The sequence below is a fragment of the Streptomyces sp. NPDC049597 genome, from assembly GCF_040675505.1.
Lineage (GTDB): Bacteria > Actinomycetota > Actinomycetes > Streptomycetales > Streptomycetaceae > Streptomyces.
This window is the reverse complement of sequence record NZ_JBFAOY010000029.1, coordinates 55,732-74,083: the sequence shown is the minus strand read 5'-3', so window position 1 is coordinate 74,083 and position 18,352 is coordinate 55,732. Positions and strand designations below refer to the sequence as shown.

Here is an 18,352-nt window from a genome sequence, read left to right as displayed (position 1 = left end):
ACCAGCCGGAATCACCGGTTCCTCACCGCGCCGCAGAAGCGTGCCCCGGTACAGGCGCAGCCGTCGGCAGGGGAATCAGGAGGACGCAAGCACTGCGGTGTCGGGAGATCCGCTGCCCCCGCTTCCAGCGCGGTACGGGCAGCGGCCAAACACTCCTCCCGGCGCTGCGCGAGCTCTTGGCGGTGGTCACTGAGCTTCAGCAGTACGGAGGTGCCGTAGGGCCGACGGGCCAGGGCCGCGGTCGCGAGTGCCGTGGCGTGGCCATGGCCGAGTCCGGGACACCGGCCGGCGGCGCTGAGAAGAGCTGCGTACCGTTCGAGCCGCTGTGCAGTGCCCTGCTCGCCCGTGAAGTCGATGTCGGCCAGGAGTGCCAGCGTCTGCGTGGCCGGAGCCGGCCTCCCCGCCGGGTTGCTGCTCTCCTGCTCCCGCAACTCCTCCACGCGGCGCAGCGCCTCGTAATGGTGAGCGGCCTGCTCCACGGTGTGCCGCCACTCACGGAAGGTGTCGAAGCAGGCGGCCGCGGCTTCGGCGACCGGCGGCGGGCCCTCCAGTTGAACCACGGTCAGCGCGTCGTAGAGCGCGGCCGCCACGTCCTCCAGCTCGTTGCTGCACTCGGCTCCCACGAGATGCTCAGCCTGGCCAGCGAGTTTCTCCGCCGTGTGGACCGCCGCTCCCAGCGCAGTGAGGAAGGCGGCGTACGCATCTCGCCGCAGGGCCCGGCGCCACTGCTCCCGCCCGGCACGCACCGTCTCCACGGCGGCCCTATAGGTGGCCTCCGCCTGGGCGAGACCCGCCCGGTGCGTGGCTTCGGCCGCTTTCAGGGCCGCTTTCACCTGCCACCGCACACCGGCGATCGTGGCGGGTATCGCGAGCAGAGCGACGACAGGGGCTGCGGCAGCGCCCCATGCGGCAAGGTCCATGGCGACACATCGTGCCGCACCCACTGCGCACCCTGGTCCCGCACCGACGAAGCAGCCCCTAGCCGCATGATGGTACCGCTGGTACCGTTGGTACCATGCCAGAGCCCAAAGCCATGAACCTGCGCTTCCCCGACCCCGAGCAGCGGGCCGCAATCGCTGCCGCCGCAGCCCGGGAAGGGGTGAGCCTGCAGGAGTACATCCTCTCCGCCGCCTACACACGCGCGACCGCGGTCGAGCAGCGGTTCCTCGACGGCTTCAAGGAGTCGATGGCCCGCAGCAGCGACGCCTTCGCCGCCGAGCCCAGCAGCACCGACCCCTCCCCGGAGCAGCGGGCCGCCGAGCAGCAGGCCCGTGCCGAGCTCGAGCAGCAGGAGCGGGGCCAGGCCGCGTGACCGAGCCCGCACCGCACCATCCGCTCGAGGTCACCTTCCTGCTGCATGCAGCCGAACTCCTTCCCGGCGACCCCCAGGTCGACGACCTGGGCCCCCTGTTCGCGGCCGCCGCGCGGGTCAATGCCCGATCCATGGAGCACGACATCTACAGCTCGCTGCACTTCAAAGCCGCCGCGCTGCTTCAGACCTTGGCGAAGCTCCCCTGTCTCGAGCACTCGAACGAGGCCTTCGCCTGGCACTCCACCGAGGCCTACCTCGCCCTGCACGGCCGCCGGCTCGAGTACCCGCCCAAAGCCGCCGTCATCCTCGTGCGCGACGTCGCCGCCGGAACGCTGAGCATCCCGCGCATCGCCCGCCAGCTCCGCGGCTGGACCCTCGCCTGACGTCGAAAACACGAGCAGGCCGACAGGCGGCCGGCTGACAGCACTTGGACAACAGCACAGGAGGCACCCGGGCGCTGGGGCGGGATCGGCGCGAGTCCCGATAGCACGGGCCTGCATGAGAGCGCCCAGGCGAGCGACCCTGAAGGCGTTGCCCGCATTCGGTTCTGTGCCTCCTGCGGGGCCCGGCTGCCGAGGAGCGCGACGGCCAGGCGCCGGTACTGCGACGACGTCCTGATGCTCGCGATGATGCTGGCCGAGGCCGAGTGGAACGGCGACACCCGCATGATCAGGCTCCTGACCGGCCCGGAGTGCGGTCACATCACATTCGCCGACGGCGACCGCCGCCAGGACGCGGTCTACTGCTCCGGTCGCTGCCGGTCGAGAGCGTGGCGCCGACGCGCGGCCCGTGCCGCGAGGCATCAAGCGTGACGGGCAGCGTCACAGAATCGAGCCTCTCTGACCGGTATGACGGCTCGACGTCACGCTCGACGAGTCACCGGGCTCCCGGAGTGCTGTCCGTTGTGCTACCTCATCGGCCGTTCTCACCGTAGTTCGACGACCTTCCTGTTCGTCTCAGCGGGTGTGGATCAGGCCGCGTACCCTCGGCTCTGTGCCTCGCCGTTCGAAGAAGCCCCGACGACTGGTCGCCGACGGGCGCGTGTACATGTGGACGATGCGCCACAGTCACCGTAAGGACGGCAACGGCCGGTCCGTGGACTGCCGCCAGACCCTCACCTTGTCCCCGCAGCCGGCCGGCAGCGGAGGCCCGCTGCGCATCCTCTTCACCGACGGGCCGGGCCGGTACGTCCCGGGCGGGGCCCCCTTGGGCTCCGGGGACGTGGGCCTCACCCGCGGCCAGTCCCTGAACCTGCACGAGCCGGGCGCTGTCCGGGCCCTGCTCAACGCGGCGCTGGCCCGCGGGTGGCAGCCAGGGGAACGGCAGGCGGTGGAGGTCGACGGCTGGCTCCTGCTCGAGGCGGCGGCCGCCGTGCGAGCCAGGGGTGCCGACCCCGCAGGCCCATAGGGACCCGATGGCGATCCGGGACGGGACACCGTTCTCGGGCACAAAGCCCAGGGCCGGGGGCCCTCAGTTCCTGCCCTGGCGGGTGTCCTTCTCGGGCTCCACGGCCGGAGCTGTCTCCCTGACCATCAGCACCCGGGTGGGCGGCTGCTCTGCCTCCGGGGCCCGCTGCCATCCCCCGGCCCGTCCAGAACCGCAGCGCGTCCGTCCTGCCGGGCTCGACAAGGAGACAGACACGGCCGTAGTCGCGGGCCGCCAGGGCCCCGATCACATGCTCTTCCATCTGCGCGCCGTACCCCCGGCCCCGGTGGCCGCGCCGCGTGACCAGATACTCGAGGTACACCGGATACGCCAGGCCGCCCACTCGCCGCTGCCGCCGGCGTGACAGAAGCTGGGTGACCGCGACAGCCACCACCGTGCCGCCGTCCTCCAGCAGCCACACACCGAACTCCGGATGGCCGTCCGCATTGTCCTCCAGGTCCTGCAGGCGCTCCTTCCACTTCCCTTCGGCCGCAGCACCGCGCTCAACAGGCCACTCCGCGCCGAGGAGATCCCGTACCGTCGACAGATCGGCCGTCGTGGCCGGACGCAGCAAAGGCATACGGCCAGTATCCCCGCAACGGGCGGCCACTCCCCCGCCGTTGGCGGCCGCCGCCAGGAGCAGACAGGCCTGCGCGTGCCCGGCCCCGGCCGGCACGGTCAGTCGCCGCCCGGCTGCGCCTTCGCCTCGTCCAGGGCCCGCAGCAGCGTGTGCGCGCCGAGGAGAGCGGGGACCGTGAACTCCTGGCGGTAGGAGCCGTACGAGGAACGGTGCGCCGCCAGGTGCCGGTTGAACGTCTCCTGCGTCGTCACCCCGGTCCGGGTGTCGGCGAAGACCTCCCGGATCGACCGCAGGACGAGATGGGCCGCCAGGTCGAAGATGCCCACCGTCCGCTCCGGCAGCGGAACGTTCCGGTCGACGAAGCACAGAACCGCGCCGGGGCCGTGGACCCCGTTGATCTGCGGCACCGTGGCGAACCGGGTGCGGTACCAGGCCACACCGTGGTGCTCCATCGCGGTGTTGAGGACGTTCCCGGCGAGCGCCAGCGCCCCCTCCCAGCCGCCCGAGCGGGCGCAGCGCACCGCGGCGCGCGTCAGACCGGCCAGATCGGCCAGGTCGCGGTGGGAGACCTCGTCGATACCGGCGTCGAGCTCGTCGAGGATCTCCTCCTGGTGTGCCACCAGGTAGGCGTAGCGCTCTTTCCGGCTCTCCGCGGCCAGCAGGGCGCGCAGGTGCTCCGGGCCCGGAGCCCGCATCACCCCGATGCCGTCGCGGTCGCACAGGTCGATCAGGCGGGCCCACTCCTTGTCGCTGAAGCCCTGCAGATTGGGCGGGAAGAGCTCTTCGGCCAGGCCCTCGGCCTGCTCGGGCAGACGCAGGGCAAGCGGCCGGTCCAGGGCCCTGAACAGCTCCCCCGCCCAGGCTCGTTGCGGGATGAGGCCGCCGGCGGGCAGCAGATGGGCGAACCACTGCGACCGGTCCCAGCCGACGCCCGCAGTCTCCAAGGTGCTGCTGTAGCGGTCGGCGGCGGTGAGGCCCCAGACCTGCAGCGCGCTGGAGCCGAGGATGCCGGTGGCACCCAGGGAGCGGCGCAAACCGAACAGGTCCGGGCCCAGCACCCGGGCGGCAAGACCTTCGGAGAACCTCGCGCCGATGGCCGACCCGATGGCGTCACCGGCCCGCACTCCCGCCAGCCCCAGCACTCCACCCGTCGGCTGCGCCCCCTGCAGGACACGGCTGCCGATCCCCTCCACCGCACGGACGCGGTAGGGCCGCAGCATCTCTTCCATCACCGACCGGAACATCTCCTCCAGCACCGGCTGCACCACAGGCGTGCCGGACAGCACCGTCCCCGGGCGCCGCGTCGGCTTGTTCGGCTCACTCATGGCCCCCAGCATTCCCGAGGCCGAGCCGCTCACCGGGCCGGGGCGGGCAGAAACTGCACCATGGTCTTTGTGGGGTGGTGAGGTGGTCGGCCCATCGCGTGCCCATGCGGCGCAGGACGCTGCTGCTCCTCAGGCGAAGGCCGGTACAGGGTCCTCGGCGGTCCAGTCGCTGTCGAAGAGGGCGGCGACGAGGCGCTCGTGCTCTTCGGGGAGTTGGCCGGCGCGGTGCTTGGTGCGCATCTTGGCCAACCAGGCGCCGAGCCTCACTGTGTCGCCGTCGATGGTGATCTCCTCCCGGGCCGTGGGGGCGCGGCGTTCGCGGTGGAGGAAGAGCTCGAGGAGCTGGACGGTCTGCTCGAAGGTGCGGCGGGCGCGGCGGGCCGGGGCGATGGGGTGGGTGGCGGGGGTCAGGCCGAGGGCGGTGAGGAGGTGCTGCTGGCCGGGGTGGAGGGTGTGCCAGGTGGTGAGCTGGCGGTGGAGCCAGGAGCCGATTTTCACGGCTCCCAGCAGCATGTCGCGCCTCAGGGTGGCGGGGTCGTGGCCGGCGGCAAGGTGGGCGCGGAGCAGGTGGTATTTGCGGTGCCAGTCGGCGCCGTGCGGAAGTTGCCAGTCGGTATCGAGGGCGGCCAGGTCGGCGGCCCGGGCCGTATCGAGCCGGTTGCTGGCGGCGAGGTGGCGCTGTTCGGCCAGCCAGGCGCCGACGGGGGTGGTGGCGGGGGCGGCGAGATGGCCGTGCGCGCGGTGGTAGTCGGCGGCGGCTGTGAGGCGGGCGCGCCAGGCGGCCTGGTGCTTGTCCCAGATCATGCCCAGCGCGTCGAGTTCGGCGATCCAGTCCGTCTCCAGGCGGCCGGCCGAGTGGGCGTCGCGCATGGTGGTGATGAACGTGCCGAGGGTGTAGCCGGTGGGGTCTACGTGGTCGGCTGGGACGTCGAGGTGGCCGAACTGGTCGTGGAAGGCCTGGGCCGCGGCAAGACCCAGGCGGCGGGAGCGGGAGACGGCCGGGTCGCGGGGGTCGAAGGCGATAAGGTCCATGGCGCGGGCGATGCGCTCGGGGTGGACGGTGAAGTCGAAGTGCCAGCGGTGCTGAATGAGTTCGCTGGTCTCGCGGGGCAGCCGGTTGGCCTTGTCCGGGAGGCGCTCGAGGATGCGGTGGTCGTGGCCGGCCAGGGCAGTGGCGATCGCCCACACCGGCTCGTACGCCGTGCCGAGGATGTCCTCGCCGTCGGCGCCGGGCGGGACGTAGACGGGGACGATGAGGCTGGCGACCTTGCCGGACACGTCCATGCGCAGAGCGCGGCCGAGGGCCTGGACACAACGCACCACGCTGCGGGTGGGGTCGGCGAAGACAATCGCGTCCACGCTGGGGATGTCGACGCCCTCGCTGATCAGCCGGGCGTTGGTCATGATCGCGCAGGATGCGGCGGCGAAGCCGTCGAAGACCTTCTGGCGCTCGGCCGGAGTGTGCTCGCCGTGTACGAAGAACAACTGCGGGTCGACGTCCGGGCACAGCTCGGGCGCCGCTTTGCGGAGCAGGCGCAGGGTGTGGGGCAGTTCGCGGGCAAAGCGCCGGGCGTCGGAGACGAGGGTGAAGTACACCAGCACCCGGCGCAGGCCGTGCCCGGTCATGGCTTTGAGGACGGCGAGGTGCAGGGCGGTGGTGCGCAGCGCATCCTCGGCCTGACCCTGGTTCCCGTCGTCCCCGGCGGTGGTGGTGGGGGCGGGCAGGTTCAGGCGCCCTCGTAGCTCGGCGTCGGTGATGGTGGGGACCACGATGCGGTAGTCCGCGGCCCGCCCGTCCGCAACCGCCTGGGCGAGCGGGTATTCGAAGATCTTCTTTCCGTAGACGGCCTCGTTGTCCATCGAGTTGGCGAACGCATCCGCCTCGGCCTCGGCGCCGCGATGCCGGCGGCGCGGCCGCGTGGTGTCGGCGGACTCCGCCAGCTCCGGGGCGGCGAAGATCCGCGGAGTCGCGGTCATGTAGAGGCGGCGGTCCGCGAGGATCCGGGACGCGTCGTGGACGATCGCCCACTTCTTGTCCGCCCGCCCCGCGATCCGGTGCGCCTCGTCCATGACCGCCAGGTCGAACGGCGGCACCGCGAACCGCGTCTTCTGCGTCTGCTCGATCTTGTCGAGGGAGTCGTAGGTACAGATCACCGTCACCGCGGGGATCCGATCGGGCCCCTCCCCCACCACCGACAACAACGCAGCCAGCGAGACCGCGTCACTCGTCGAGCCGACCCGCGCGGCGACCAGATCATCCCGGCCGGCGGCATCCATCGAGGACACGATCACCATGTGCTCCAGGTGACCGTCCCGCCGCCACGCCAACGCCGTCTGCGCCGCCAGGTCCAGCGTGGGCACCACGAACAGCACCAGCCGCGCGCCGAGCCCGTCCGCAACCCGGATCGACACCAGCGTCTTGCCCGTCCCCGTCGCCGCGACCAGCAGACCCCGCGACCCCGGCCGCCGCAGCTGCCGCAACCCCTTCGTCACAGCATCAGCCTGATGCGGAAACAACGGCCGCTTCTCCAAGCGGCCTGGACGGGGTACTTCAACCAGCGTCATTTCAGGACTACCTCGAAACCAGTAGCGTCACAGCGGCGGCCCCCGGGCAAACAAGCCGCCCGCACATCTTCCCAGCACCACGGGTGATCGGCGGGCAGCTGTCAGGAAGCGTTGTCAGTGGTCCCTCTTAGCCTGAAGGAAGCAGGGTCACGAAAGGGACACATTGAATTCCAGTTATTACCGCACTCAGTTGGACAGGAAGAACAAAGCTCGCGCCGACGCGGAGAAGAAGGTCGGTGACCTCCGCACGAGGGAGGCCGAGAAGCGCGTCAAGGTGACGAAGGAGCGTGCTGCTGCGGAGAAGGCGAGCAGCGCCAGCACCCGGTCGACCAGGCTGCGCAACGCTCAGCGGTACGAGGACGAGGCGAACAAGGCCGGCCGCGATGCGGGCACCTGGAGCTCGAAGGTGGCCAAGTTCGGCAAGGAGGCGGCTGACCTGACGTCCAAGCTCTCTCAGGCCGAGCAGTCCGAGCGGGCCGCCGCCGAGAAGGCCCGCCAGCGCGAGCAGCAGCAGGCCGAGCGCCGCGCCGCAGCCGGTCAGGCCAGGATCGAGAGCCGTCTGTCGACGGCGGAGGGACAGGTGCGTACGGTGCTGAAGGAAATGCGGGCCCCGAAGCCGGAGAAGCTGCGGGTACTGCTGCTGGGCGCTGCAGCCGATGGTGATCTCCGTGTCGGACGGGAGCAGCAGAGGATTCGCGCGGCTGTGCAGAGTGCCACGCACCGAGACCTGATCGAGCTCGATGCCCACCCGGCTGCGACCGCCAACGTGTTTCTTGACGCACTGCCCCGCTTCCGTCCCCACGTCGTGCACTTCTCCGGCCACAGCACCCAGGACCTGATCGCCTTCGAGAAGGACCAGGACGGCTTCCACGAGAGCGCAATCGTCAGCGCGGGCGCATTCGCACGGGCCATCGCGGCCGTCGACGACAAGCCGCTGCTCGTGCTGCTCAACTCCTGCCACTCCGCAGCCCAGACCGCCCGCCTCATTGACACCATCCCGTTCGCCATCGGCATGTCCGACTCCATCGGTGACGTCGACGCCATCACCTACGCCGCCCGGTTCTACGCCGCCATCGCCGAGGGCCAGTCTGTCCAGGCGGCCCATCTGATCAGTCAGGCCGCCGTCGAGATGAACGGGCTGCCCGATCATGACCTGCCGACCCTCATCTGCGCTGCGGACGTCGACCCCGGTGCCACAAAGCTCGTGACGCCGCCTCCGGCGTAAGCCGCCGGGGAAAGACACAAGTCGCTTGGGAGCGACCGATCCCAAACTCGATACGCGAACGAGCCCGGACCAACAGTGGTCCGGGCTCGCGGAGTTGGGGCCTGCGGTCAACGATGCTTTCTTCCTCGGCGGCATCGACGAGGGCGCAGTGATGAAGATTTTCAGGCCACACATCTTCTTCGACGATCAGGTGGATTCATCTCGTCAGCACCGCCCGGACACCGCCGAGCGTCATATCCTCTTCGGGCAGCTGAGCGAGGTAACGCTCGACACCATGTAAAGCGACCAGGGTGCCGGGGAGGGAAAGCGGACCGTGCGGCGTGCGCCGGAGCGACTACCGCGCCAGTGTCTGTAGTCCGCTGGCCAGATCGGCCTGTGTCATTTCGTCGCGCTCGGCCGGTGTGAGCCAGCGGGCGGATGACCCGGCGATGGTCCGCTCCACCCACAGCACATCGTCGACGGCCTCGGCGACGGCGTGCAGGTGGCTGATCACCATTACCAGGCGGTCACCGCCGGCCCGGGCGCGCAGTACCTCCAGTGCCAGGTCCAAGGCGGTGGTGTCGAGGGCGGCGAAGCCCTCGTCGAGGAAGAGGGAACCGAGAGTCGGCCCGCTGCGGGAATGCAGTTCCGCAAGTGCCAGGGACAAGGCGAGGGACGCCATGAACTTCTCCCCTCCTGACAAGCGATTCGGGTGGTGGGCGACTCCGGAGCTGCGGCTGATGATGTCGAAGTCGTCCGCGAAACCGAATCGACCGTCGGACATCTGCCCGAGCAGGTCGCTGGCGACGCCGAGCAGTGCGCGGGTTCGCAGGCTGGTGAGGTGGCCCAGGAACTTGGCGTCAACCAGTTCGCGGCGAAGTACCTCGAGGGCTTCATAGCGGGCTTCGCCTGCGGCGATGGCGAAGTCCAAGTCAGCGGCCGGCTTGATCAGGTCCTGTGCTTCTTGCTGTTTGCAGCGCTGGTCATCGGCTTCTTTGGTTGCCTGCGCGGCTGCGGCAACGAGTGGGTGAAGTGATTTGGGTGTGGTCAGGTCGGCTGAGGCATCGAAGTCGTCGATGTCGGCGAGTGCGGCTGCATGCTCGCCGAGGCGGTTTTCGGCGGCGGATGCGCGTTCTGTCGCCGTGGTGGCTCGCTCAGTGAGCTTGTCACCGAGTACTGCGGTCGTCGTCGACAGGGCGACGGCGTAGTGGCGGACCTCGGCGATCGTCGGCTGGGTGGGAGCTTTTGGCAGCGCTGGCCGGTCGGCCTCATCGAGTCGGGTGCGAGCTTGGTCTGCGGCCTGGGCCCACGCGTCGAGGTTGGCACGCAATCTGTCGAGGGGGCGTTCCAGGCGGGCGTGGGTGTCGTGATCGAGGGTGCGCTGGTCGGCGAGTACCGCGGCCTTCTCGGCTCGGGCTGCTTCCCTCTGGTCGAGCAGCTCTTGGAGTTCGGCCTGCCGGGCGTTGACGGCTGTGGTGGCGGCGTCCGTCTGTCCGACGATGATGTCGATCGGGTCGTGCGGCAGCATCGCCTGGATGCGTGCGGGAAGCATGCCGATGTCGGCGGCGGTCCTTGCTGAGGCCCGGGCATGCCGCTCTTGAGCTGCGGATGCATCCTTTTTGTCGCGGTGGTGTGCTTTCTTACGTTCTGCCAGCATTTTGCGGTCTGCTTCGACTCCAGCGGTGCGGCGGTGCTCTTCGGCCTGCAGCTTTTCGGCGTCGGCGGTGGCCGCGTTTTCGCATGCGGCGATGGCGTGGGTGATCGCCGCGGTGTCCTGCTCGGGCAGCTGCTGGTGCGGTGATGCGGTGGTGCTGGCGGCGAGGGCGGCCAGGGCAGTGGTGGCGGCGGTCAGCCTTGCTGAGGCCGACCGGGCGTCGAAGTCCGTGCCTGCCTCAGTGGCCAGAGCCTCCAGACCTCGGAAAGCTCGTTCCGCTTCCTGGGTCGTCTCCTGCGCCGTCTGCTGTGCGCTTTTGTGCTCGTGGTCTCGTCCGAGCACCGCTTCATCAGCGGCGGTCACGGCGGCGCGGGCTTCGGCGCGCAGGTCGATGGCCCTGTCGTGTGCGCTCTTGGCCTGCTCTCGTTGCGTGTGCGCCTCGGTCAGTTCTTCCGCGTCGGCCGTGGCGGGGTGGAAGTCGGCCGGGAGCTGCCGGCGGCATACAGGGCAATCGTCGTCGGAGTGGAGGTCGGCGGCGATCGCGGCTACCTGTTTCCGCAGCCGCAGCGCCTCCAGGTGTGTATCGGCCGCGGTGAGATCTTTGTGGGCCGCAACTACCTCGGCCTCCACCGTGCCGAGATCTTTGTGGGCGGATTCCTGCCGGTCCACTGCGGTGGCATAGGCGCGCGCGGTGTCAGCGACGCGCCGGGCCGCCGAGAGGGCCGCGTCCAACGCGGTGCGGAGAGTGGAGCTGTGCGTACGGATCTGCTTGCTGGTCTCGGCGGCGGCGCGGGCTGCCTCTGCTGTAGCTTCGACGTGTGCGGCCCGTTCGGCCAGTTCCGCTTCAGCCGTGGCAATGGCATCGTGCTCGTCGTCGAGTTGTGTGGTGAGGGAGGCCAGCCGATCGCGTTCGTCTCGGTGTTCCTCGGCGGTTTCTGCGAGGGTCTTCAGGAGCATCGCGGCCTGGGCGAGGGTGTCCCGGCCTTCTCCTTGCTTCTCCGCCGCGGTGATCGCTCCGGTCAGTTCCTCTTCCCTGGCCGCAGCCTGCTCGGCACGCCGGTCGAGGAGGCTGCGCCGTGTGGTGAGGTCGTTGGCGGCGCACTCGAGCGTGTCGAGGACGGTGCCGGCTTCGGTCACCTGGCGCGTCGCCAGGCTCTGATAGGCGTTGGTGGCGGCCGCCGCGGTGTCCCGGGCTTGCGAGACCTCTTCCTGCAGTGCCGTGATACGGACGACGGCGGTGTTCAGGCGTTCGGCCTGGGCTGTGGCCGCGTCGGCGGCCGCTCCGGCTGCGGCGGCCGTCTCCTGCGGGTTGTCCGGCATGGGAGCCCGTTTGGTTTTCGCATCGCCCAGGAGTTGCTGGAGCGTGCGGCCGTGGCGGGTGGCCAGGTTCCGGACTGCTTCCAGTGATTCGGCACCGAACAGCTCGCGGAGCCGTTCGCTGCGCGCCTTGGGAGCGGCGGTGAGGAGCTGGTCGAACTTGCCCTGCGGGAGCAGCCCGACCCGCAGGAAGGTTTCGTAGCTCATCTGCAGCACCGTCTTGATGCGGTTGTCGACGGCCGTGGCGCCGTCGGTCTCCTCCCCGGTGTCCATGTTTTTCAGGTGGTGCCGGCCCGCGTTCGGGTTGGTGGCGTGCATGGTGCGGTGGACACGCCAGTTCTGCCCGTCGTGTACGAAGGTGAGTTCGACGCTCATGGCGTGTGCGCCGTCGGCGATGAGCTGCCGGGGTTCCTTGGCGTCCCAGGAGCTTTTGCGGAACAGGGCGAAGGCGATGGCGTCGAGCAGGCTGCTCTTGCCGGCGCCTGTGTCGCCGAGGGCCGCGACCAGGCTCTTGCCGGTGAAGTCGATGGTGGTCTGGGCTGGGTAGCTGCGGAATCCGGTGAGGGTGAGTGTCATCGGTTTCATCGCGTGGTCTCCGCGTCGGTGGTGTCGATGCCGCTCAGCAGGCTGGAGCGGTCAAGGGTGTCGAGGGGTTGGCCGGCGATGGCCGCGGTCAGCAGCGTCTCCTCGCAGCACGGTGCGGGGTCCTCGGGGTCGGGTTCGGCTCGCAGGTGGGCGAAGGCGGCCATGGCGCGGTCCAGGGCCGGGCCGCCTGTTCCGTGGTCGGCGAGGTAGTCGTGCAGCAGGTCGTCGATGTCGGGCAGTTCGGTGGCGGAGGTCTGCCGGTCCAGCACGCGGTGTGCTGTGCCGGTACGACGCTCGTCGATGTCGACGAGCGTCGCCTGCGGCAGCATCTTGGCGAGGGTGTCCGGCAGGGACGGGTCGAAGGCGTCGACGTTGACCACCGCTTTCACCCAGGCGTCCCCCACGCGGGCGGCGCGGTGGGCGATCTGTTCCAGGGTTCCTTCGAGGCGGACCAGACGGCGGCCTGCGGTAAGCGGTTCGAGTTCGATGCGGGGATTGGTGTCCGGGCCGATCTCGGCGAGTACGACGCTCTTGGTGTCGCCGGTCTCGCCGAAGTCCATCTGCAGGGGGCTGCCGGCGTAGTAGGCGGGGAATCCGGCACGGCCGACGGGCTGGGGTTTGTGGATGTGGCCGAGGGCGCCGTAGGCGACGTCGGGCAGGTCCGCGGCTGCGGCCGCGTACTCGGTGCTGAGGGAGATCCGCCGCTCCGAGTAGGACGGGAGGGCTCCTTCGATGAACAGGTGGGCGGCGTAGACGAGGACGTCCCGGGAGCCTCGGTCGGCGGTCAGGCGGCGGTAGACCTCGGCTTGGACGGTGCGCATCCGTTCGGCGTAGGTCGCGGTGGTCAGGGCGGGGTCGGCGAAGTCGTAGGTGAAGCGGTTGGGGTGCATGTAGGGCAGTGCGCCGATGCGCAGGGTGAGCTCCCCGTTCCTGGTCGGGTACTCGGCAAGGAGCAGTCTGTCGGGGCGAGCGTCGGTGGCGAACCGGACCCGGGTCTGGTCTCCTTCGCGGGTGCCCATGTCGTTGAGGACGTACTCCAGGAACGTCAGGACGTGAGTGGTGTCGTGGTTGCCGGCGACGACGACCACGGGCGCGATCGTGCCGAGGCTGCGCAATGCCTGGGCCGCGCGGCGCATGTCGTCCAGGCTCGGCCGGGGGCTGTCGAAGAGGTCGCCGCTGTGCACGATCAGGTCGGGGACGTAGTCCTCGGCGATGGCGATGATTTCGTCCAGGACGGCGTCGACCTCGCTGTCACGTCGATGGCGGCCGATCTGGCGGCCCAGGTGCCAGTCGGAGGTGTGGAATACGCGTCCCGTCACGGGTGCCTCCAGAGGAACGGCCTGCGGGGCGGCGCGGGTTGCGCCGCCGCGGCCGGAGGTTGGTGACGCCGACTGTACCTCGAATCACAGGAAGAGTCTGGAAAACTCTGGAACTCTGGTAGCGTCTGGTACATGAGTGATCCGCTGGACGCCTTGGAGAAGAGCATCGGCACCCTGCGCCGCGCGATCCGCGACGCCGCCGCCGCCGGTGACACCGAACGGGCCGGGGAGCTGCGCATGCAGCTGCGCCGCGCCGAGCGGGCCTGGGACGCCCTCGTTGACGCCGGTGAACCGGCAGCTGCGCCGCCCCGTTCCGTCCCGGAAGCGGCTCCAGCCGCCCGGGGATCGCAGCTCCCGGCACGCGAACACGTCCACCGCGCGCTGATGCTCCTCGGGGCCCCGGCAGCCCCCAAGCTGATCGTCGGCGTGCACGAGGCGTTCTTCCCGGGAGAGCTGTCCGCGTCCAAGCTCTCCAGCCTGCGCCGGGACGAGGAGCGTTCCTATCGCTCCAGTCCGGGTGCCCGGCCGTACTATCTGTGCCCGGCACTGGCGCACGACCTGCTGACACCGGTGCGGGCACTGATCACCATCAGCACCTGGACGCTGGAGCAGCGCATCATCGGCCCGCTTTCACCGCGCGTGGACTTCCTCACCGGCGCGATCGGCATCGCCGAAGCAGTGCGCACCGCGGCCGAGTCCACAGCGGACGGGCCCAGTCCGGAGGCCTTGCGTCTGCTGTGGCGTTTCGCCGTCAACATCCCCGACGCCATGCCGAGGAACGCCTCCGGTCACGAGGGGGCGCTGGATCTCCAGCAGGTGATCAGCGCCGCCCAGGCCGAGCTGGATGTGCATACGGACGCCGACCGCGCCACCCGGGCGGCAGCCGCGCGGCGAGCCCGCAAATCCCTCGGGAACGACGAGCAGTTGTTCGGCGCGCCCCTGCGGGGCGTGACGCATCTGCGGTCGGCTCGCGCCTGACTCCCGTCCCCCGCAGCCCTTTCTCCTCCGCAAGGATCTACGAGACCGTGAAAATACCAGTCGACGACCGCCTCGCCGCACTGCGCGGATCCGCGAAGCGCCTGGACTACAACGCCAGGTCGCTGGCGGCCCTGGAGAACAACCCGCGTTGCACGCTGCGGGCCCTGCTGGACGCCTCCGGCTCCGACAAGGCCGCGATCGCCACACGCGTCGGCCACCCCCCGTCCTTCGGTCAGTCCTCCTTCGCCATCACCCGAGGCAACGCCTTCGAGGCGATGGTGAAGGACAACGGCTGCGCGGAGCTCCTGCGCGTCCTGCGCGAGACCCTGGAGCTGACACTGCCGGAGGTGGGGTATGAGGACCTGAACGACGTCGGCGGCGACGGCCGCTCCAAGGAGCGCCATGAGCGCACCGAGAAGGTCCTGCTGCGGGCGGCTCGGGGCGAGGGCGAGGGTACCTTGTTCGATCACCCGATGCTGTGCCTGCTGATCGGCGGGCACAAGGCGTACTTGGAGCCGGACCTGGTCGCCCTTCGCATCGACGGACGCTTCCACGTCGTGGAGATCAAGAGCTTCCCGATTATCGACGAGCAGGCAGACTCCGCACAGGTGCGGGCGGCGACCACCCAGGCGTGCGCGTACATCATCGCGCTGCGCGACCTGCTCGGGCGGGCCGGCATCGGCGAGGAGGCCGTCTCCGACACGATCGTGCTGGTCGCGCCGAAGGACTTCACCAACCGGCCGACCGGGGCGTTCGTCGACGCCCGCAAGCAGGTGGCCGCTCTGACGCGTCAGCTGTCCCGCATCGAGCGCATCGGGGATCTGGTGGACCTGCTGCCCGAGGACCTCACCTTCGACCTCGACCTGGACAAAGAGAAACAGCCCCGGCGCCCGGCCGAGGAGCTGACCGAGGCGCTGGATCAGGTCCTCGTGACGTACCGCCCTGACTGCCTGAATCACTGCGAGATGGCGTTCTACTGCCGCTCCCGTGCCCGCGCGGAAGCCTCGCTGGATGTCCTCGGGCCGGTGGTGCGCGAGCAGTTCGGCGGCATCGACACCACGACCATGGTCATGGGTCTGGCTCGCGGAGAACTGACGCCGAGCGAGGACCAGGTGGAGATGGCCGCGGCCCTGCGGCACGCCGCACGGCTGCGTGCAGAACTGGAAGACCTCGGGGGTGCGGCATGAGCACGCTGTCGGCGCTGGCGCACGTGCAGGCGATGGAGTCAATGCAGGCGGTGCCCCTGACCGAGTTCCGGCACCGGCACCTGTCAGGCCGGCCGCTGGTGATCGTGCCGCTGGCCATGGCCGGAGAGGCCGGGGCTCCCCTGGCCGCGATGGTCGGCTCCGCCAAGAGGAACGGGACCCTGCTCGTCGTGGCCCAGCCCCGCAACCGCGACCAGCGGTTCGCGTTCGCCGCCGACCTCGGCCGGATCGTGATGGACTACATCGACTCCTTCCGCCAGGACCGCCGCGGGGAAGGCGAGCGTTCCCGGTACACCGACGCGCCTCAGATCCTGGTGCCCAACCCCGGCGGCGTCAAAGCCCTGGCCGACCTGGGCCGCATGTGCCGCTTCCGCGCGACGTCCGGTCCTTACGCGGTGCCGGACGTCGTACCGGAGTTCGGCATGTGGCTGACGTTCCTGGTCGACAGGGCCGAACAGGCCGGCACCTCCGTGCTGCTGCCCGTCACCGCAATGCTCGCCGAGCACTGGGCGACCGGCCAGAGCACGCTCGAGGACCAGAACCTCGCCTCCCTGATGGCCTGGATCGCTCCCCCGCCAGGTCTAAGCGTCGAGCAGGCCATGGCCGATGCGGAGAACCCGGACGTGTGCCCGCCGGCGGGCCCGTCGACCTCCCCCGAGTTCGACAACCGCGACCTGGCCCCGGCGATCAGAAGGTTCGACACGGCCCGCACGCTCGGCGACCCGCACGCGCTGGCCGCCGCCGAGACCGAATTGCGGGAACTGATCGCGGGACAGATCCAGCCCACCTGGCGCATGGTGTGGAAGGCCATATCGCTGCTGCGCTCCGTCCCCGAGGCACCGCGGACCGCCAAGCGCTTCGAGCGCGACTGCAAGGCCTTCACCGACTACTCCGACTACCGGGACTCCGGCGGCCTTCCGCAGCGCAAACGTGACACTGCGATCGGCGCGGCCCGGCGGCTGGGCTGGCTGGAGCACGCACTGGCCGAATTCGAGTCCGACATGGCGTTCGACGACCCGTTCGTGCTGGCCGACCGGCGCAGCGCCGGGGAGGCGTTCGCCGGGACGGTCGTGGAGGCCGAACCCGACCGGACGGACACCACGGACAAGAACACTCGTGTGCCGCGGCCGCGCGTCACCCTCCGCACCGACGATCCCGTGCGGCTGGCCGCCGACACCAAACTGATCAGCCCGTCCATGCCGGCCGGGCACAAAGCCGTGATCGTCTCCGTCCTCCCCGACGGCAACACCACACGGGTCACGGTGGAGATCACCGGCGGCATGGGGCGCGCCCGCGTCCCGAAGCAGGGCACCGTGCCGGAGCGGGGCCAGCGCATCGCCTACCTGCCCGACCCGGGCTGGCGCCCGACACCGCAGTTCCCGGCCTCCGACGCCGCCCCGTGGACACACAGTGCCGCCGACGAGAGCCGCACCGATTCCGCCGTTCCCGAGGACGCCGCAGCAGAGGAGTGGGGCAATGAGGACTGACACCAGCACGACGCCCGCGCCCAACCCTGCAACGGCCGCTGCCGCTGCCACCGAGGCGATCCTCGCGGACATGGCCGACGAGCGTCACAGGGCCGTGGTCGTCGACTCCCCGCCGGGCGCCGGCAAGAGCACCCTAGTGGTCAGCGCCGCCCAGGAACTCACCGACAGCGGCGAACGCCCGATCATCGTCGCCCAGACAAACAACCAGGTCGACGACCTGGTCATGCGCCTGGCCAGGGAGCATCCCGGCATCGCCGTCGGACGGCTGAGCGCCACCGGCTACACCCCGTCTCCGGCGCTGGGGGCCCAGCCGAATACAACCGTCGGCCGCACCCTGGCCGACGTGGCCGGCTGCAGGATCATCGTCGCCACCGCCGCCAAGTGGGCCACCGTCCGTGACACCACGTTCGGGTGGGCGATCCTGGACGAGGCCTACCAGATGCGTTCGGACATGCTGCTGCAGATTGTCGAACGCTTCGAGCGGGGGCTGTTCGTCGGCGATCCCGGCCAGTTGGACCCGTTCACGATCGTTGGCACCGAGCGCTGGATCGGGTTGCCGCACGACCCGACGCAGAACGGTGTCAGCGTGATGCTGGAGCACAACCAGAACATTCCCGTGCATCGGTTGCCGGTGTCCTGGCGCCTGCCGCTCTCGGCCGCACCGACCATCTCCCGGGCGTTCTACCCATTCACTCACTTCACCGCCGGAACCGGTGAAGACACGCGTGCCCTGGAGTTCCGCACCGCCGGATTCGCCCGCACCGACCTGGACGAGACCCTCACGCAGGCGTTCACCACCGGCTGGGCCCTGCACGAACTGCCCCGTCGCCATGTCCCACGCACCGACACCCAGACCCTCCAAACCGCCGCCGACCTCGCCGGCCGGCTGCTGGACCGCGGAGCGGTCGCCACTTGCGAGCGCCACCAGGGCGGCCGGCCCCTGGAACCCGGCGACATCGCCATCGGCGTCGCCCACCGCGACCAGGCCGACCTGGTCCGGGCCGCGCTCGCCCGGACTGGCAACCCCGGCGCGCGGGGCGTGGCGGTGGACACCGCGAACCGACTGCAGGGACGCGAGTTCGAAGTCGTCATCGTCGTGCACCCGTTGTCCGGCCGCCGGGACGCCACGGCCTTCCACCTCGAGGCCGGGCGGCTGTGTGTGCTCACCTCCCGCCACCGGCAGGCATGCATCGTCATCGCCCGCGAGGGCATCGCCGATCTCCTGGACAGCCACCCCTCGACCGACCCGGTGCATCTGTCCGTGCGCGCCAAGTTCCCCGACGGCTGGGAAGCCAACCAGATCATGCTGGACAAGCTCGCCCAGCACCGCGTCGCCGCCTGATCCCACGCGGTGCTGCCGCCCACTGCCGACATCCCGATCAGATTCACATAATTG

The 18,352-nt window shown here is 70.1% G+C and carries 13 protein-coding genes and 2 pseudogenes; 9 read left to right on the top strand and 6 right to left on the bottom strand.

What is annotated here, in order from left to right; all coding sequences use genetic code 11:
* Positions 1 to 11: 11 nt before the first annotated feature.
* Positions 12 to 920 carry a hypothetical protein gene (locus tag AB0K02_RS27270; RefSeq protein ID WP_365995170.1) on the bottom strand — a complete coding sequence of 303 codons (909 nt, stop codon included), beginning with the start codon at positions 918 to 920 and terminating at the stop codon, positions 12 to 14.
* A 95-nt stretch (positions 921 to 1,015) separates the two neighbouring features.
* Between AB0K02_RS27270 and AB0K02_RS27265 the strand changes: the two genes are divergently transcribed.
* The 3 genes from AB0K02_RS27265 (at position 1,016) to AB0K02_RS27255 (ending at position 2,719) form a co-directional block, all read left to right on the top strand.
* A complete protein-coding gene (locus tag AB0K02_RS27265; RefSeq protein ID WP_365995169.1) occupies positions 1,016 to 1,312 on the top strand; it encodes a DUF1778 domain-containing protein in 297 nt (98 codons plus the stop codon).
* A complete protein-coding gene (locus AB0K02_RS27260; protein ID WP_365995168.1) occupies positions 1,309 to 1,695 on the top strand; it encodes a fic family toxin-antitoxin system, toxin component in 387 nt (128 codons plus the stop codon). The genes AB0K02_RS27265 and AB0K02_RS27260 overlap by 4 nt, the downstream gene beginning before the upstream one ends.
* 610 nt (positions 1,696 to 2,305) lie before the next feature.
* A complete protein-coding gene (locus AB0K02_RS27255) occupies positions 2,306 to 2,719 on the top strand; it encodes a hypothetical protein (RefSeq protein ID WP_365995167.1) in 414 nt (137 codons plus the stop codon).
* Between the two features lie 193 nt (positions 2,720 to 2,912).
* On the opposite strand, the pseudogene AB0K02_RS27250 reads toward AB0K02_RS27255, so the two are convergent.
* The 3 genes and pseudogenes from AB0K02_RS27250 to AB0K02_RS27240 form a co-directional block, all read right to left on the bottom strand.
* Positions 2,913 to 3,317 (bottom strand): annotated as a pseudogene (locus AB0K02_RS27250) (GNAT family N-acetyltransferase); the annotation flags it as partial.
* A gap of 98 nt (positions 3,318 to 3,415) precedes the next feature.
* Positions 3,416 to 4,642, bottom strand: a complete 1,227-nt coding sequence (locus AB0K02_RS27245) for a hypothetical protein (RefSeq protein ID WP_365995166.1) — start codon at positions 4,640 to 4,642, stop codon at positions 3,416 to 3,418.
* 129 nt (positions 4,643 to 4,771) lie between these two features.
* Positions 4,772 to 7,207 (bottom strand): Helicase associated domain protein, encoded by a 2,436-nt coding sequence (locus AB0K02_RS27240; RefSeq protein WP_365995165.1) that lies wholly within the window; start codon positions 7,205 to 7,207, stop codon positions 4,772 to 4,774.
* A 190-nt stretch (positions 7,208 to 7,397) separates the two neighbouring features.
* On the opposite strand from AB0K02_RS27240, the gene AB0K02_RS27235 reads away from it, so the two are divergent.
* A complete protein-coding gene (locus AB0K02_RS27235; protein ID WP_365995164.1) occupies positions 7,398 to 8,432 on the top strand; it encodes a hypothetical protein in 1,035 nt (344 codons plus the stop codon).
* A gap of 106 nt (positions 8,433 to 8,538) precedes the next feature.
* Positions 8,539 to 8,622 (top strand): annotated as a pseudogene (locus tag AB0K02_RS27230) (5'-nucleotidase); the annotation flags it as partial.
* A 144-nt stretch (positions 8,623 to 8,766) separates the two neighbouring features.
* On the opposite strand, the gene AB0K02_RS27225 reads toward AB0K02_RS27230, so the two are convergent.
* Both AB0K02_RS27225 and AB0K02_RS27220 read right to left on the bottom strand, forming a co-directional pair.
* On the bottom strand, positions 8,767 to 11,958 hold the full coding sequence (locus tag AB0K02_RS27225) for an SMC family ATPase (protein ID WP_365995163.1): 3,192 nt from the start codon (positions 11,956 to 11,958) through the stop codon (positions 8,767 to 8,769).
* 5 nt (positions 11,959 to 11,963) lie between these two features.
* Positions 11,964 to 13,286, bottom strand: a complete 1,323-nt coding sequence (locus AB0K02_RS27220) for an exonuclease SbcCD subunit D (protein WP_365995162.1) — start codon at positions 13,284 to 13,286, stop codon at positions 11,964 to 11,966.
* A 132-nt stretch (positions 13,287 to 13,418) separates the two neighbouring features.
* Between AB0K02_RS27220 and AB0K02_RS27215 the strand changes: the two genes are divergently transcribed.
* The 4 genes from AB0K02_RS27215 to AB0K02_RS27200 are packed head-to-tail and all read left to right on the top strand — an operon-like array spanning position 13,419 to position 18,298.
* On the top strand, positions 13,419 to 14,264 hold the full coding sequence (locus AB0K02_RS27215; RefSeq protein WP_365995161.1) for a hypothetical protein: 846 nt from the start codon (positions 13,419 to 13,421) through the stop codon (positions 14,262 to 14,264).
* Positions 14,265 to 14,311: 47 nt separating this feature from the next.
* Complete coding sequence (locus AB0K02_RS27210; RefSeq protein WP_365995160.1) at positions 14,312 to 15,451, top strand: hypothetical protein; 1,140 nt, start codon at positions 14,312 to 14,314, stop codon at positions 15,449 to 15,451.
* Positions 15,448 to 16,956 carry a hypothetical protein gene (locus AB0K02_RS27205; protein WP_365995159.1) on the top strand — a complete coding sequence of 503 codons (1,509 nt, stop codon included), beginning with the start codon at positions 15,448 to 15,450 and terminating at the stop codon, positions 16,954 to 16,956. Before AB0K02_RS27210 ends, AB0K02_RS27205 begins: the two co-directional genes overlap by 4 nt.
* A complete protein-coding gene (locus AB0K02_RS27200) occupies positions 16,946 to 18,298 on the top strand; it encodes an AAA domain-containing protein (RefSeq protein WP_365995158.1) in 1,353 nt (450 codons plus the stop codon). Before AB0K02_RS27205 ends, AB0K02_RS27200 begins: the two co-directional genes overlap by 11 nt.
* The last annotated feature ends 54 nt before the right edge of the window (positions 18,299 to 18,352 follow it).